The 15,360-nt window shown below is 72.7% G+C and carries 18 protein-coding genes; 10 read left to right on the top strand and 8 right to left on the bottom strand.

Going from position 1 to position 15,360, the window contains the following annotated elements; genetic code table 11:
• The 7 genes from A2U95_RS13440 (at position 1) to A2U95_RS13410 (ending at position 6,944) form a co-directional block, all read left to right on the top strand.
• On the top strand, positions 1 to 1,314 hold the full coding sequence (locus A2U95_RS13440; protein ID WP_240957309.1) for a tryptophan 2,3-dioxygenase: 1,314 nt from the start codon (positions 1 to 3) through the stop codon (positions 1,312 to 1,314).
• Positions 1,311 to 2,963, top strand: coding sequence for an FAD-dependent monooxygenase (locus A2U95_RS13435; protein WP_166022346.1), 1,653 nt, complete (start codon positions 1,311 to 1,313; stop codon positions 2,961 to 2,963). The genes A2U95_RS13440 and A2U95_RS13435 overlap by 4 nt, the downstream gene beginning before the upstream one ends.
• 55 nt (positions 2,964 to 3,018) lie before the next feature.
• Positions 3,019 to 3,963 (top strand): branched-chain-amino-acid transaminase, encoded by a 945-nt coding sequence (gene ilvE / locus A2U95_RS13430; protein ID WP_166022345.1) that lies wholly within the window; start codon positions 3,019 to 3,021, stop codon positions 3,961 to 3,963.
• A gap of 1 nt (position 3,964) precedes the next feature.
• Positions 3,965 to 4,732, top strand: a complete 768-nt coding sequence (locus A2U95_RS13425) for a cyclase family protein (protein WP_166022344.1) — start codon at positions 3,965 to 3,967, stop codon at positions 4,730 to 4,732.
• Positions 4,733 to 4,750: 18 nt separating this feature from the next.
• Positions 4,751 to 6,091, top strand: a complete 1,341-nt coding sequence (locus A2U95_RS13420; RefSeq protein WP_166022343.1) for an MFS transporter — start codon at positions 4,751 to 4,753, stop codon at positions 6,089 to 6,091.
• Between the two features lie 104 nt (positions 6,092 to 6,195).
• Positions 6,196 to 6,420, top strand: coding sequence for a chorismate mutase (locus tag A2U95_RS13415; RefSeq protein WP_166022342.1), 225 nt, complete (start codon positions 6,196 to 6,198; stop codon positions 6,418 to 6,420).
• Positions 6,417 to 6,944, top strand: a complete 528-nt coding sequence (locus tag A2U95_RS13410; protein WP_166022341.1) for a hypothetical protein — start codon at positions 6,417 to 6,419, stop codon at positions 6,942 to 6,944. Before A2U95_RS13415 ends, A2U95_RS13410 begins: the two co-directional genes overlap by 4 nt.
• Here the strand turns inward: A2U95_RS13410 and A2U95_RS13405 are convergent.
• Positions 6,931 to 7,968 (bottom strand): helix-turn-helix transcriptional regulator, encoded by a 1,038-nt coding sequence (locus tag A2U95_RS13405; protein ID WP_166022340.1) that lies wholly within the window; start codon positions 7,966 to 7,968, stop codon positions 6,931 to 6,933. The two genes, A2U95_RS13410 and A2U95_RS13405, sit on opposite strands and share 14 nt — an antisense overlap.
• Before the next feature lie 201 nt (positions 7,969 to 8,169).
• On the opposite strand from A2U95_RS13405, the gene A2U95_RS13400 reads away from it, so the two are divergent.
• On the top strand, positions 8,170 to 8,373 hold the full coding sequence (locus A2U95_RS13400) for a hypothetical protein (protein ID WP_166022339.1): 204 nt from the start codon (positions 8,170 to 8,172) through the stop codon (positions 8,371 to 8,373).
• Between the two features lie 76 nt (positions 8,374 to 8,449).
• On the opposite strand, the gene rdgB is transcribed toward A2U95_RS13400, so the two are convergent.
• Positions 8,450 to 9,052: an RdgB/HAM1 family non-canonical purine NTP pyrophosphatase gene (gene rdgB, locus A2U95_RS13395; protein ID WP_166022338.1), complete on the bottom strand. Its 603-nt coding sequence runs from the start codon at positions 9,050 to 9,052 to the stop codon at positions 8,450 to 8,452.
• 61 nt (positions 9,053 to 9,113) lie between these two features.
• Between rdgB and rph the strand changes: the two genes are divergently transcribed.
• Positions 9,114 to 9,845: a ribonuclease PH gene (gene rph, locus A2U95_RS13390; RefSeq protein ID WP_166022337.1), complete on the top strand. Its 732-nt coding sequence runs from the start codon at positions 9,114 to 9,116 to the stop codon at positions 9,843 to 9,845.
• Between the two features lie 111 nt (positions 9,846 to 9,956).
• Positions 9,957 to 10,355, top strand: coding sequence for a hypothetical protein (locus A2U95_RS13385; protein ID WP_166022336.1), 399 nt, complete (start codon positions 9,957 to 9,959; stop codon positions 10,353 to 10,355).
• A 53-nt stretch (positions 10,356 to 10,408) separates the two neighbouring features.
• Here A2U95_RS13385 and A2U95_RS13380 read toward each other — a convergent pair whose 3' ends face one another.
• The 6 genes from A2U95_RS13380 to A2U95_RS13360 all read right to left on the bottom strand — a co-directional run bounded on the left by A2U95_RS13380 (position 10,409) and on the right by A2U95_RS13360 (position 15,012).
• Complete coding sequence (locus A2U95_RS13380; protein ID WP_166022335.1) at positions 10,409 to 11,161, bottom strand: MBL fold metallo-hydrolase; 753 nt, start codon at positions 11,159 to 11,161, stop codon at positions 10,409 to 10,411.
• A gap of 270 nt (positions 11,162 to 11,431) precedes the next feature.
• The gene (locus A2U95_RS13375; protein WP_166022334.1) at positions 11,432 to 12,382 is read right to left on the bottom strand and encodes a PLP-dependent cysteine synthase family protein; all 951 of its coding nucleotides are present in this window, start codon (positions 12,380 to 12,382) and stop codon (positions 11,432 to 11,434) included.
• A 20-nt stretch (positions 12,383 to 12,402) separates the two neighbouring features.
• Positions 12,403 to 12,681, bottom strand: a complete 279-nt coding sequence (locus A2U95_RS13370; RefSeq protein ID WP_166022333.1) for a MoaD/ThiS family protein — start codon at positions 12,679 to 12,681, stop codon at positions 12,403 to 12,405.
• 150 nt (positions 12,682 to 12,831) lie between these two features.
• The gene (locus tag A2U95_RS33555) at positions 12,832 to 12,936 is read right to left on the bottom strand and encodes a putative leader peptide (protein ID WP_338104462.1); all 105 of its coding nucleotides are present in this window, start codon (positions 12,934 to 12,936) and stop codon (positions 12,832 to 12,834) included.
• Positions 12,937 to 13,032: 96 nt separating this feature from the next.
• Positions 13,033 to 13,464 carry a M67 family metallopeptidase gene (locus A2U95_RS13365; RefSeq protein WP_166022332.1) on the bottom strand — a complete coding sequence of 144 codons (432 nt, stop codon included), beginning with the start codon at positions 13,462 to 13,464 and terminating at the stop codon, positions 13,033 to 13,035.
• Positions 13,465 to 13,560: 96 nt separating this feature from the next.
• Positions 13,561 to 15,012: an amino acid permease gene (locus A2U95_RS13360; RefSeq protein ID WP_166022331.1), complete on the bottom strand. Its 1,452-nt coding sequence runs from the start codon at positions 15,010 to 15,012 to the stop codon at positions 13,561 to 13,563.
• Between the last annotated feature and the right edge of the window lie 348 nt (positions 15,013 to 15,360).

Raw genomic sequence — 15,360 nt, 5'->3', positions numbered from 1 at the left:
GTGAACGAACTGACCGACTGGCTGACCGATCCCGTGCCGAGCCGCTTCCCCTACGACGCGGTGGTGGACCAGTACCACCGCGTGGGCAAGCACTTCGTCTCCGAACAGCTCCTCAAGGACCTCGCGGTGGCCCGCGAACGGCTCGCCCAGGCGGCCACCGCCGACGAGGCCGACGCCGCCGCCGAGGAGGACGGGCTGCTCACCCGCTTCCTCGACACCGCGCTCGACAAGTGGGACGGCCGCTACGACTACCCCACCTACACCTCCCTGTCGGTCCTCGGCCTGCCCACCGCCGACGACGGGCCGCGGGCCGCCGCCTCGGCCCGCGCCCGCCGCGACCGGCTCGTCGTCCAGCTCCTCGCCGACCTGCTCCGGTTCGAACTGGCCGCGGTCGAGGGCCGCACCGACCTCCTCCCGGAGATGCGGCCCGACGACCGCCTGGTGGAGAAGCGCTGCCGCCTGGCCCTGCGGGTCGCCCGGCCGGCCCTGGCCCGGCTGGGCCACGGCGACCCGCTGACCGCCGCGGACCCGGTCGCCCAGGCCGCCCAGCTCTGGGAGTTCGTCGACGGCGAGCTGCTCGACGACCACGAACGCCGGGTGCTGCGCCTGAGCATGCTGCCGGTCTACGTCTCCCACGACGAGCACATGTTCATCAGGGTGCTCCAGACCTTCGAGACGACCTTCGCGCTGCTCGCCCTCAGCCTGCGGACCGCGATCGGCGACCTCGGCGCGGCCCGCACCGGGCCGGCCGTCGCCCACCTGGCCGTCGCGGAGACCGCGCTCGCCGAGTCGGCCCCGCTGTTCTCGCTGCTCGCCACGATGCAGATCGAGTCCTTCCGCACCTTCCGCGAGTACACCGAGGGCGCCAGCGCCATCCAGTCCCGCAACTACAAGCTCGTCGAGTCGCTGTGCCGCACCCCGGACCGGGACCGGCTGGACTCCCCCGCCTACCGCTCGACCCCCGAGGTCCGCGAGCGGATCCTGAACGGCCAGCCCACCCTCGACGACGCCTGCGCCACCGCCCTCGACGACGGCCGCTTCACCGCGGCCGACCGCGAACGGCTCACCGCCGCGATGCTCACCTTCGCCTCGGCGCTGCGCCGCTGGCGCCAGACCCACTACCGGATCGCCGTCCGGATGCTCGGCACCCGCTCCGGCACCGGCTACACCGAGGGCACCCCCTACCTGAGCCACGTCCGCACCATCCCGGTCTTCCGGTCCGTCAAGGACACCGCCGGCGACACCGCCGGCGCCGGGGACACCGCGGAGCGGACCATCACCCACCTCATGAAGACGGAGAACGAAGCCGCATGACCAGCAACCTCATCCCCGTGGGCATCGTCGGAGCCGGCCCGGTCGGCATGGCCCTCGCCGCCCGTCTCGCCTCCTTCGGCATCCCGTCCGTCCTCTTCGAGCGCGACCCCGAGCTGCGCAAGCAGGGCTCCAAGGCCTGCCTCATCCAGGGCGACGTCCTGGAGGTCCTCGACAAGTTCGGCTGCGCCGAGACCATCGGCGCCGAGGGCGTCACCTGGACCACCGCCCGCACCTACGTGCGCGGCAAGGAGATACGCGCCGCCGAGTACCCGCGCCGCATCGGCTACGGGCCCTTCGTCAACATCTCGCAGTTCCGCATCGAGCAGCTGCTGCTCGAGAAGATCCAGGAGAGCCCCCTCACCGAGGTCCACTGGGCCCACGAGATCACCGCGGTCTCCCAGGACGACGACGCGGTCACCGTCACCGCCGACACCCCCGACGGCCCCCGCAGCTACACCTGCCGGTACGTCGTCGCCTGCGACGGCGTCCGCAGCCCGATGCGCAAGATGACCGGCGTGGCGTGGACCGGCTACAGCCACAAGGACCGCTTCCTCATCACCGACCTCAAGGTGAAGCTGCCGCTGCCCAAGGAGCGCCACTTCCACTACGACCCGCCGTTCAACCCCGGCCGCCAGCTCGTCATGCACCCGCAGCCGAACGACATCTGGCGCATCGACTGGCAGCTCGCCCCCGAGACCGACATCGAGGCCGAGCGCGCCGACGGCCGCTTCGACCGGCGGGTCCGCGCCGTCATCGGCGACGTCGACTACGAGATCGACTGGGTGTCCACCTACCGCTTCCACCAGCGGGTCGTCGAGAAGTTCCGCCTCGGCCGGATCTTCTTCGCCGGCGACTCCGCCCACTCCCTGCCGCCCTACGGCTCCCGCGGCATGAACAGCGGCATCCAGGACGCCGACAACCTCGCCTGGAAGCTGGCCCTGGTCATGGAGGGCAAGGCCGAGGACAGCCTCCTCGACACCTACCACGACGAGCGCTACGCCGCCGCCAAGGAGAACCTCGCCGTCACCGAGGCCACCATCAAGTTCATGGTGCCGCCCACCCTGGCGCGCCGGTGGGCCCGCAAGGTGCTCCTCACCCTCTCCCACCCCTTCCAGCGCGTCCGCGACCGCGTCAACAGCGGCAAGATGGCCGAGCCGCACACCTACACCGCCTCCCCCGTCGTCGAGTCCGCCGACCGCCACCCCCTGCTGGGATCCTTCGCCCCCGACGCGCGCGTCGCCGCGCCCGGCGTCCGCCGCGTCCGCGAGCTGTACGGGCAGGGCTTCACCGGCCTGTACTTCGCCCCCGACCGGGCGGCCGCCCGCGAGTTCGCCGAGCGCGCCCTCGCCGACACCCGCGGCCTGGACGCCCGCCTGGTGGTCGTCCTGCGCGAGGGCGAGCGCGCCGTGCCCACGGCCGGCGACGCGTCGGACATGCCCGCCGGCGTCACCGTGCTCCGCGACCGCGACAGCGTGCTCAGCCACGCGTACCGGGCCGCCGAGGGGTCCTGCCTGATCGTCCGCCCTGACGGCCACATCGCCGCCCTGCTGCCCGACGCCTCGCGCCCCGAGGGGTTCGGCGCGTCCCTCTCCCGCTGCGCCCAGGCCGTGACCCCGTCCGTCGCCGCCCGCGTCGTCGCCGCCGCCTGACCCGCCCCCCTTCCCGCGCGCCGCGCGCCGCGCACCGCAACGACTGGAGTCCGACATGACCACACCGCTGCCGCCCACCCACGCCTGGCTCGACGGCGAGATCGTCGCCTGGCAGGACTGCACCGTCCACGCCCGTTCCCAGGGCGCCTTCTGGGGCGCCAACGTCTTCGAGGGGCTGCGCGCCTACCGCCGCCCCGGCCAGGACGGCCTGGCCGTCTTCCGCGTCGACGAGCACCTGGCCCGCCTGGGGCGCTCCATGAAGAGCCTCCACATGAAGGTGCCCTTCACCGAGGAGCAGCTCAAGCAGGGGGTCGTCGACGTCCTGCGGGCCAACGCCTTCGACGAGGACGTACACATCTGCGTCGTCTCGTACTTCAACATGGGCCCCAACTTCGACCCGCTCAGCCACACCGACGACGCCGGCGTCCACATCACCTCCACCCGCGCCCCCCGCGGACGCGGCTTCGAGGGCGGTCTCGCCGCCACCATCGCCTCCTGGCGGCGCATCAGCGACGACAGCATGCCGCCCCGCATCAAGGCCGGCGCCAACTACCACAACAGCCGCCTCGCCCACCACGAGGCCATCCGCAACGGCTACGACACCACGCTGCTGCTCAACCAGCGCGGCAGCGTCTCCGAGGCCCCCGGCTCCTGCGTGGTGATGCTCCGCGACGGCAAGCTCATCACCCCGCCCGGCACCAGCGGCGTCCTCGAGGGCATCACCGTCGCCACCGTCGGCGAGATCGCCGCCAAGGAGCTCGGCATCCCGATGGAGCGCCGCGAGATCGACCGCACCGAGCTCTACACCGCCGACGAGGTGTTCGTCGCGGGCACCCTCGCCGAACTCGCCCCCGTCACCAGCGTCGACCGCATCCCCGTCGGCGACGGCGCGCCCGGCGTGACCACCCGCAAGCTCCAGGAGCTGTACGACGCGGTGGTGCGCGGACAGCACCCCGACTACAGCCACTGGACCACCGTCGTGCACCCCACGGAGAAGTGACATGACCGCTCTCGGCCCGCTGCTGGGCGCCCTCGCCGACGGCTCCGTCCAGGTCGTCGACCTCACCTCGCCCCTCTCCGAGGAGACCCCGCTGATCCAGCTCCCGCCGGACCGCGGCCAGCCCTGGCCCTTCCGGCGCGAGGTCATCAGCCACTACGACGAGGCCGGGCCCACCGTCTACTGGAACAACATCCGCCTGTCCGAGCACACCGGCACCCACTTCGACGCCCCCGTGCACTGGCTCCCCGGCAAGGACCACGACGACGTGTCCCAGGTCCCGCCGCGGCGCCTGTTCGGGCCGGCCGCGGTCCTGGACTTCTCCGCGGAGGCCGCCGAGGACCCGGACTTCCTGCTGCGCCGCCACCACGTCGAGGCGTGGCAGGAGGAGCACGGCCCGCTCCCCGACCAGGGCTGGCTGCTCTACCGCACCGGATGGGAGAGCCGCCAGGACGACCCCGAGAAGTTCCTCAACGGACGGCACACGCCGGGCATCGCCCCCGAGTGCGCCAAGTGGCTGGCCCAGGAGACGCCGCTGGTCGGCATCGGGGTCGAGACCGTCGGCACCGACGCCGGCCTGGCCGGGGAGTTCGAGGACCAGCCCTACCCCTGCCACTGGTACTTCCACGGCGCCGACAAGTACGGCCTCACCCAGCTGCGCAACCTGCACCGGCTGCCCCCGCAGGGCGCCCTGCTGATCGCCGCGCCCCTGCCCATCGTCGGCGGCTCCGGCAGCCCCGCGCGCGTCCTCGCCCTCGTGGCCGGCGACTGACGGAAAGCGAGCACCCTCATGACCCCCACGGAATCCGTACCGGCGGCGCCGGCGCGCGACGCCCTGGCCGCGCTGCGCCGCCGGTCGGTCAACCGCATCCTGTTCCTGCACGGCCTCTCGTCGTTCTGCTACGGCATGGTGTTCCCGTTCATCGGGATCCACCTGGCCGGGCAGCCGGACATCGGCACGCCCGGGGTCGCCGTCTACTACGGCGTCTCCGGGGTGGCCAACCTCGCGGTCTCGCTGCTGCTCACCGCGACGTCGGCACGGATCCCCCGGCACGCCCTGGGCATCGGGGGCCTGGTGCTGTGGCTGGGCTGCTTCCTGGTGCTCACCGACGCCTCCACCGTGGCCGCCACCGCGACCGCGGCCGTCCTCGGCGGCGCCGGCCAGGGCTGCTTCATGGCCGCCATCATCCCGATCGTCAACTCCCTGGTACCGCCGGAGGAGCGCCGAGCGGTCTTCGCCCGGCGGTACCAGATCCTCAACGCCACCCTCGCGGCCGGTTCGCTGCTGGCCGGCCTCCTCCTCACCGTCTTCTCCCGCGACGCCATCGTCTGGCTGCTCGTCGCCAACGCCGCCGGATACCTCCCCGTCGCGCTGGCCCTCTGGCTCGCCCGCGGGGTGCCGTCGGTCCCCGAGGAGACCGCGGAGGACACCGGGGAGCCGGACGCCACCGGCCCGCAGGGCCCCGGCGGCACGGCGGCGGGCAGGCCCGCCGCGGCCTTCGGCGCGGGCGCGCTGATCCGCGCCTCGATGGCCGTCGCGCTCTTCCAGTTCGGCGCCTACCTGATCGGCTACAGCCAGTTCGAGGCGACCGCGCCGCTCGTCGCCGACCAGCTCATGGACACCGGCATCGGCTGGATCTCCCTGATGCTCACGCTCAACGTCGCCGTCATCGTGCTCGCCCAGCGCCACGTCACCCGGTGGCTGGAGAACCGTCCGGAGGAGCTCGGCCTGCGCATCGCCGTCGGCCTGTGGGTCGCCGGCTTCGTCCTGGCCGGCCTGGCCGGTTTCGGGCCCGCCCCCGTGCAGCTCGCCGGCCTGCTGCTGTACGCCGTCTTCTTCGCCCTGGGCGAGTGCGCCTACTCCTGCTCCTTCCACCCCTGGCTCATCTCCAAGGTTCCCGAGCGGGAGCTGACCCGGGCCAGCGCCCTGTGCAACTCGATGATGGGCGTCGGCATGTTCCTCGGCCCGTCCATCGGCGTCGGGCTCATCGGCCTCGGCGAACCCGCCTGGGTGTGGCTCCCGCTCGCCGCCCTGTGCGCCCTCGTCACCCTCACCACCCTGCGCCGCGGCGCCCGGGCCGTGACCCGGGACGCCGCGCCCGCCCGGACCGACATGGCGCGGACGGCCTGACGGGCCGCCAAACGGCCCGTCCGCGCGCGGCACCCGGCACGCCGGCCACCCACGCGCACCCACTGCCCCCCCCACATGCACGCACGCACCGATTGGAGCATCCTGTGTCCGAAGACATCGCCGCCCTCGACCGGGAGATCATCGCCCTCGTCGGCCGTCGCGCCGACATGGCCGGAGAGCTCGCCGGGGCCAGGGCGTCCGCGGGCGGGTCCCGCACGTCGCTGGCCGAGGAGAACCGGATGATCGACCGCTACCGCCACGAACTGGGCCGCCCGGGCGTGAACCTCGCCCTGGTGCTGCTGTCCCTGTCCTCACGGCGGCCGGCGTGAACCACGACAGGGGCCACCGCGACTACGTGTACGCCCGCCGCCCGACCCGCTCCGGCCGGCCGGGGCCCTGGCTGCTCGGCCTGGTCGCCGACGTGCCTCCCCGGCTGCCGGGCGGGCCGCTGGAGGAGGCGGGCGACCCGGGCGAGCAGGCCCGGCGCGCGGTGCGGCGGCTGACCGGCCGGGACCCGCGGCTGCTGGCCCCGCCGGTCCCCCCGTTCGAGGACGCGGGACCGCACTCCGCGCACTGGTGGGTGACCCGGCCGCCCGCCGGCCCCTGGGCGGTCGCGCACGAGTTCGTCATGACGCTCCCCGAACCGTCCGTCCGGGGGCTCACCTGGGTCGAGCCGGCGTCCGCCCTCGGGTGGACGCGGCCCGAGGACGAGGCCCTGGAACTGGCGGCGGCCCTCGGCGAGGTGCTGGACAGCCTGACCGAGGGCCGGATCACGCCCGAGGTGGTGCGCGCCCTGACCGTGGGCCACAGCCGGTCCTCGCTGCGGCCCGCCAGGACGGTCACGCAGTGGTGACGACGGCGGCCGCCCGGGCGGACGCCCCGGCCTCCTCGAGCCCCACCAGGTAGCCGGACTGGAAGCGGCTCCTGGCCTCCAGGGTGCGCATGATCTCGGACACGTGCCGCTGCACGGTGCGCACCGACATGCCCAGCCGGCGCGAGATGGCCTTGTCGTCCAGACCCTCCGTCAGCAGCCGCACGATCGAGTGCCGCAGGTCGTCGGAGACCTGCTTGGCCCACTCCCGGTCGAATCCGACGGGGAAGGGGTCCGCCGCGCGCCACGCCGTCTCGAACGAGGCCACCATGAACGCCACCAGGTTGGGCTCGTACACCACGAGGGCGTGGGCGGAGTTGCCCTGGACGCTGACCACGGCCGTCTTGCGGTCGTAGATGAGCATCCGGTCCGGACCGTCGGCGAGGGTGCGGACCTCCGCGCCGCGCTCCATCATCCACTCCGCGAACTCCACGGTGTGCGGGCTGTAGCGCGCCGGATGCTGGTAGATGGTGCGGCTGCTGACGCCCCGGGCGAGCATCCGCCCCATGCTGCCGCGCGCCTTCGCCAGCGCCTCGGGATCCCGCGCGCCGCCCGGCTGCACGTGCAGCGCCTCGGTCCGGCAGCTGTCGGCGAGCTCGTCGATCAGCCGGCGCACGTCACCGAGGTCGGTCAGCAGTTCCACCGCCTTGCTCTGCTGGCGTTCCTGGCCCGCCTCGTAGTAGGGGGTCAGCCCGACGAAGGCGGCGCGCATGCGCTCGACGTCCTCGGTCTGCTCCCGTATGCGCCGCTCCAGCGGGCCCAGCGCCTGACCCGCCGCGAACTGCGGCGACACGGCGACGAGCCGTTCCGGGTCGTCCGCGTCGCGGCGCAGCAGCCTGAGTTCCTCCAGCCGGCGGACGGCCGCGTCGAGCTCCTCCCCGGTCAGTGCGGCCCCGGCCGCCGCCTCCTCCGGCGTGCACGACGGCAGTCCCGCGGCGAACCGGTAGAGCCGCATCCCGGCCGGCGTCAGTTCGGCGGCCGGTCCGTGTTCCTCGTTGTCCTCCACGTGCGTAGTCCCCCCTTCGTGTTTGCGACAGGCGTGAACACCGCAGGCGGAGCGACTCCCCAGCGTTCCTCCAGCGGGGCACTCTGGATTCAGGCGCCGCGCCGGGCAGTCGACGCGAGGCCCCACCCCGATCGGTCGGGAACACACAGCGAAGCAGGCCTGCGTGAGGACACCAGGCCCCCTGAGAAAAGGATTGACGTCATGCGGTCCATCTCTTCCCGTATCGCCCTGGTCGTCGCCGGTTCCGCCGCCGCACTCGGGTCAATTATCGCCGCCCCCGCGATGGCGTCCAGCTTCTCCGGTGCCGCCTCCAGCGCTTCTGGAGCCGTCTTCGCGAGCGGCGCCGTGACCCTCGGCGAGGTGCCCGGGACGTACACGCTGCAGGACGACAACGGCTGGTCCTGACCGCCGGGCGCCCGTGACCGGAAGGGGCCGCGCCCCGTCGTCGGTGCGACGGCGCGCGGCCCCTCCTGACGTGGCGTCAGCCCAGCAGGTCGCGGACCACCGGGGCCAGGGCCCGGAAGGCCTTGCCGCGGTGGCTGATGGCGTTCTTCTCGTCGGGGGTGAGCTCCGCGCAGGTGCGGCTCTCGCCGGCGGGCTGGAGGACCGGGTCGTAGCCGAAGCCGTGGGAGCCCGCCGGGGCGTGGCGCAGGACGCCCTCCAGCCGGCCCTCGACGACGCGCTCGGTTCCGTCCGGCAGCGCCAGCGCCGCCGCGCAGGCGAAGTGGGCGCCCCGGTGCTCCTCGGCGATGTCGGCGAGCTGGGCGAGGAGGAGGTCGAGGTTGGCCCGGTCGTCGCCGTGGCGGCCGGCCCAGCGGGCGGAGAAGATGCCGGGCGCCCCGTTCAGCACGTCGACGCACAGGCCGGAGTCGTCGGCGACCGCGGGCAGGCCGGTGGCCCGCGCCAGCGCGTGCGCCTTGAGCAGCGCGTTCTCGGCGAAGGTGACGCCGGTCTCCTTGACGTCGGGCACCTCGGGGAACTCCTCGGCGCCGACGAGTTCGTGCGTGAGGCCCGCCTCGGCGAGGATGGCGCGGAGTTCGGTGATCTTCCCGGCGTTGCGGGTGGCGAGGACGATGCGGGTCATGGGGACCAGTATCGCCGCCGTCCGTCCGGGCGACGCGTACGGGGCGGCTAGGCTCGGGCACATGTCTCGTATCGACGGCCGTACCCCCGACCAGCTCCGCCCGGTGACCATCGAGCGGGGGTGGAGCAAGCACGCGGAGGGCTCCGTCCTCGTCTCCTTCGGCGACACCAAGGTCTTCTGCACCGCCTCGGTCACCGAGGGCGTGCCGCGCTGGCGCAAGGGCAGCGGCGAGGGCTGGGTCACCGCCGAGTACTCGATGCTGCCGCGCGCCACCAACACCCGCGGGGACCGCGAGGCCGTGAAGGGCCGCATCGGCGGCCGGACGCACGAGATCAGCCGCCTGATCGGCCGTTCGCTGCGCGCGGTGGTCGACTTCAAGGCGCTGGGCGAGAACACGGTCGTGCTGGACTGCGACGTGCTCCAGGCCGACGGCGGCACCCGCACCGCGGCGATCACCGGCGCGTACGTCGCGCTGGCCGACGCGGTGGCGTGGGCGCGGGGGAAGAAGCTGGTGAAGGCCGGCCGGCAGCCGCTGACCGGCACGGTGGCGGCGGTGTCGGTGGGCATCGTGGCCGGGGTGCCGCTGCTGGACCTCTGCTACGAGGAGGACGTGCGCGCCGAGACGGACATGAACGTGGTGTGCACCGGCGACGGCCGCTTCGTCGAGGTGCAGGGCACCGCGGAGGCCGAACCGTTCGCCCGCGAGGAGCTGAACGCGCTGCTGGACCTGGCGGTGGCCGGCTGCGGCGACCTGGCCGCGGCCCAGCGCGCGGCGCTGGAGATCACCCTTTAGGGGGGCGGACCCGCACCTGGGAACTCCGCCCGGCCGCCGCGCGTCCTGATGTGTGGGGACGTGCGGCGGCCGTCGTGCGTTCCGGCTCCCCGAGAAGGAGGACCGGTTTCCATGTCTGCTCCCGCGGCGCGTGCCGCGAAGAGGGTTCCGGCGGCGGTGGCCGCAGTGGCCTTGGCCGCCCTGCTGACCACCGGCTGCGACGCGCTGTCCACAGCTGTGGACTGCGCGCGGACGGCCGCGGCCATATCCGACAGCGTGGCGGAGCTCCAGCAGGCGGTGGACGCCGCGAGCAACGACCCGACGCGGCTCGAGGAGTCGCTGGCGTCGATCGACCAGAACCTGGCCGAGCTCGACAAGTCCACCGGCGACGCCGACGTCGGCAAGGCGGTCGGCGACCTGCAGTCCGGTGTGGACCAGGTCCGCAAGGCCGTCGAGGGCGGGGACGCCACGCCCGACATCACGCCGGTCACCGACGCGTCCGCGGAGCTGGCGAAGGTCTGCACGCCCTGACCGGTGCCCGGGGCGGCCCGCCGGCCCGCCGGTCCGTCGGCCGGCCCGTCGCGTCAGATGTCGTAGACGGCGCCGGCCCTCGCCAGCTCCACCGGCCCCGGGTAGACCGCCGCGGCGGCGGCCAGGTTGGCCTGGGGGTCGGTCCAGGGCGCGATGTGGGTGAGGACCAGCCTGCGGGCCCCGGCGCGCCCGGCGACCTCGCCGGCCTGGCGGCCGTTGAGGTGCAGGTCGGGGATCTCCTCCCGGCCGTCGGCGAACGCGGCCTCGCAGAGGAAGAGGTCGGTGTCCCGGGCGAGCTCCTCCAGCGCCGGGCAGGGCCCGGTGTCGCCGGAGTAGGTCAGCGACCGGCCGTCGTGCTCGACGCGGATGCCGTACGCCTCGACGGGGTGCGCCATCAGCTCGGTGTGCACGGTGAACGGCCCGATCTCGAAGGTGCCGGGCTTGACCGTGTGGAAGTCGAAGACCTCGCTCATCGAGCTGGCCGAGGGCGTGTCGGCGTGCGCGGTGGTGAGGTGGTGCTCGGTGCCCTCGGGCCCGAAGACCGGGACGGGCTCGCAGCGTCCGCCGTCCGGCCGGTAGTACCGGACCACGAAGTAGGCGCACATGTCGATGCAGTGGTCGGCGTGCAGGTGGCTGAGGAAGATCGCGTCCAGGTCGTACAGGCCGGTGTGACGCTGCAGCTCGCCGAGGGCGCCGTTGCCCATGTCGAGGAGCAGCCGGAAGCCGTCGGCCTCGACGAGGTAGCTCGAACAGGCCGATTCCGTGGAGGGGAACGACCCCGAGCAGCCGACGACGGTGAGCTTCATGGAGCGGGAACCTCCGTTGGCGGGGGGTGGGACGACGGGGCTCGTGCGGTCCGTCGAGACTAAGCCGCCAGGAGGCCCGTGGCTCCTCGCCGAGGCTCCGTTGTGGGGGAACTCACCTGCCTTGTCACCGGTTCGGCTGGTGGTGGGGCACAAGGGGCGCATGGGGAGCGCACGACGGCGGCCGGCACCCCTCGAAGGGGACGCCGGCCGCCGTGCGGTGCGCGGCGCGCGGACCCGTCCGGCGGGTCCGGGCGCGCGGGAGGAGCGGGGTCAGGCCCAGAGCTGGCCCTGGAGCGTCTCGACCGCCTCGTCGGTGGTGGCCGCCGTGTAGACGCCGGTCGACAGGTACTTCCAGCCGCCGTCGGCGACCACGAAGACGATGTCGGCCTCCTCGCCCGCCTTGAGCGCCTTCTTCCCGACGCCGATGGCGGCGTGCAGGGCGGCGCCGGTGGAGATGCCGGCGAAGATGCCCTCGAACTGGAGCAGCTCCCGGGTGCGCATGACCGCGTCGGCGGAACCCACCGAGAAGCGGGTGGTCAGCACCGAGGCGTCGTACAGCTCGGGCACGAAGCCCTCGTCGAGGTTGCGCAGGCCGTAGACCAGGTCGTCGTAGCGCGGCTCGGCGGCGACGATCCTCACGTCCGGCTTGTGCTCGCGCAGGTAGCGGCCGACGCCCATCAGGGTGCCGGTGGTGCCGAGGCCCGCGACGAAGTGGGTGATCGAGGGGAGGTCGGCGAGGATCTCCGGGCCGGTGGTGGCGTAGTGGGCGCCCGCGTTGTCCGGGTTGCCGTACTGGTACAGCATCACCCAGTCGGGGTGCTGGTCGGAGAGTTCCTTGGCCATCCGCACGGCGGTGTTGGAGCCGCCCGCGGCCGGGCTCGGGATGATCTCCGCGCCCCACATGGCCAGCAGGTCGCGCCGTTCCTGCGAGGTGTTCTCCGGCATCACGCAGACGATCCGGTAGCCCTTGAGCTTGGCCGCCATGGCGAGCGAGATGCCGGTGTTCCCGGAGGTCGGCTCCAGGATGGTGCAGCCGGGCGTGAGGCGGCCGTCCTTCTCGGCCTGCTCGATCATGTGGAGCGCGGGGCGGTCCTTGATCGAGCCGGTCGGGTTGCGGTCCTCCAGCTTCGCCCAGACGCGGACGTTCTCGGAAGGGGAGAGCCGCGGCAGGCGCACCAGGGGGGTGTCGCCCACCGCCGCGATCGGGGAGTCGTAACGCATGTCGCCGCTGACCCGGCCGCTCAGGCCATTCCGCCGGCCACGGCCGGGAGGATGGTGATGCTGTCGCCGTCGGAGAGCTTGGTGTCGATGCCCTCGAGGAAGCGGACGTCCTCGTCGTTGAGGTACACGTTCACGAAGCGGCGGAGCTGGTCGCCGTCGACGATGCGCGCCTGGATGCCGGGGTGACGGGACTCGAGGTCCGTGATGAGGGCGCCGAGGGTCTCACCGGAGCCCTCGACGGCCTTCTGCCCGTCGGTGTACTGGCGGAGGATGGTGGGGATGCGGACCTCGATGGCCATGTCAGGGCTCCTGTCGGATGGTGGTGCGGCGGGCTTTGGCTGTGCTGCGGGTTCGCTGCCGCGGTCTGCTGCCGGGGGCTGCGGCCCGTGGCGGTCGGGGGCGGCGGCCCCGGCGGGGGCCTCCGGGCCGCCCGGGGCGGCCACGCGCGGTCAGCGCGGACAGAGGGCGCTGTTCAGGCGGCACAGGTCGACGTGCAGCCGCGCGACGAGCAGCTGGGCGCCCGGCGTCTTTTCGCTCACGTCGTGGAGAACCATGCGGGCATCGTATCGATTCCCGCAGACCGGACCGACAGCACGTCTCACCCTGCGGGCGGCCGGGGCCACCATGCGGACACGGGCCGGATCCGCAGGTCAGGCCGCCGGGTAGGCGTCGACGATGTGGACCGGCTCCTCGGTGACCTCGCCCTCGACGATCCGGTACGACCGGAACTGGAACTCGCCCAGGCCGTCGGCGTCGGCCGTGGAGACCAGGACGTAGTGGGCGCCGGGCTCGTTGGCGTAGGAGATGTCGGTGCGCGAGGGGTAGGCCTCGGTGGCGGTGTGGGAGTGGTAGATGACGACCGGTTCCTCGTCGCGGTCGTCCATGTCCCGGTAGAGCTTCAGCAGGTCCTGGCTGTCGAACTCGTAGAAGGTGGGCGACCGGGCCGCGTTCAGCATGGGGACGAAGCGCTCCGGCCGGCCGGAGCCCACCGGGCCGGCGACGACGCCGCACGCCTCGTCCGGGTGGTCCCGGCGGGCGTGCTCGACGATCTGGTCCACGAGGGCCTGGGTGATGGTCAGCATGGCGGCAGGATATGTCGTACCGGTACGCCGGCGGCCCCGCCCTCTCGCGTGGCGAGACGGCGGGGCCGGAATGCGGGACCGGGCGGGCCGGCCGGGTCAGCCGACCTTGTCCAGGGCGGGCTCGCGGCGCCGCGTGACCTCGGGCGAGCGGGCCTTCAGGACCCTCCACCCGATGCCCAGCGCGACGGCCCAGCCGGCCATCACGTACAGGCAGATCCGGGCGTCGGGGCTCAGCGCGATCATCACGGTCACCATCAGCAGGAAGGCGATGGCGATCCAGCTGCAGACCGAGCCGCCCGGCGCCGGGAAGGACGAGGCGGGGACACGGCCGGCGACGACGGCGCGGCGGTAGAGCACGTGGCTGACGCAGATCATCAGCCAGGTCCAGATGCCGGCCGCGGTGGCGACGGAGGTGACGTAGCCGAAGGCCTTCTCCGGGACGACGTAGTTCAGGACCACGCCGATGCCCATGAGCAGCACCGAGACGGCGATGCCGACGGCCGGGGTCCTGGTGGAGGAGAGCTTGGTGAAGACCCTGGGGGCCTCGCCGTTGTCCGCCAGGGTGCGCAGCATGCGGCCGGTGGAGTACATGCCGGAGTTGCAGGACGACAGGGCCGCGGTCAGCACCACGAAGTTGACGATGGCCGCGCCGGCCGGGATGCCGATCTTGGCGAAGGCGGCGACGAACGGGCTCACGTCGGGCGCGAACTCGGTCCACCTGACCACGCACAGGATGACGGTCAGGGCGCCCACGTAGAAGAGGGCGATGCGCCACGGCAGGGTGTTGATCGCCTTGGGCAGGGTCTTCTCGGGGTTCTCCGACTCACCGGCGGTGACGCCGACCAGTTCGACCGCCAGGTAGGCGAACATGACGCCCTGCAGGGTCATCAGGGACGAGCCGATGCCGTTGGGGAAGAAGCCGTCGAAGGCCCACAGGTTGGAGACCTGGGCGGTGTCGCCCGCGGCGCTGAAGCCGAAGGTCAGCACGCCGAGGCCGATCACGATCATGCCGATGATGGCGGTGACCTTGACCATCGAGAACCAGAACTCGATCTCGCCGAAGAGCTTGACGGAGATCAGGTTGGCGCCGAAGAGGACGACCAGGAAGACCAGCGCCGAGACCCACTGCGGGATCCCCGGGAACCAGTAGTGGATGTAGATGGCGGCGGCCGTCAGCTCGGCCATGCCGGTGACCACCCACATCAGCCAGTACGTCCATCCGGTGAAGTAACCGGCGAACGGGCCGACGAACTCCCGGGAGTACTCCGCGAAGGAGCCCGAGACGGGGCGGTAGAGCAGGAGCTCGCCGAGCGCCCGCATGATGAAGAAGATGATCACGCCGGCGAGGGCGTACATCAGGATCAGGGAGGGGCCGGCCTTGGCGATGTTCGCCCCGGCTCCCAGGAAGAGGCCGACGCCGATGGCGCCGCCGATGGCGATCATCTGGACCTGCCGGCTGCCGAGCCCTCGCTCGTACCCCTCCTCGGGGGCGTCGCCGCGCACGGCCTCACTGCCGTCGTGGTTGCTCGCGACCTGCGATGAGGTCATGGTGGTGCGCCTTTCTCCAAAGAACCGGCCCGTCACGTGTCGTCGTCGACGTATGACCCGGGCCGGGCGGTGCATGCCCCGCTGCGGGGGCCAGGGGGGAGTTCTCTCCGCTGCCGGCGGTCGGCCGGCAGGGTGGCGCCGCCCGACGGACAGGGGTGGCGTCCGCCGGGGGAAGAGGCTTCCCCAAAGGTAGAGAGACAGAACCGGACAAGCTGTGACGCACCGCATAGACACGAGGTCGAAGTGTCCGAATTGAACCTTTCTGTCCTCATGCACGCCGTGTCCGCTCAGAAGATTTGACCGTCCGTTTAACGAACAGGGGGCCGGACGGAGTCGTGGACGGCCGGG

This window comes from Streptomyces chilikensis (assembly GCF_001642695.1).
Lineage (GTDB): Bacteria > Actinomycetota > Actinomycetes > Streptomycetales > Streptomycetaceae > Streptomyces > Streptomyces chilikensis.
This window is presented reverse-complemented; position numbering and strand designations above follow the sequence as displayed.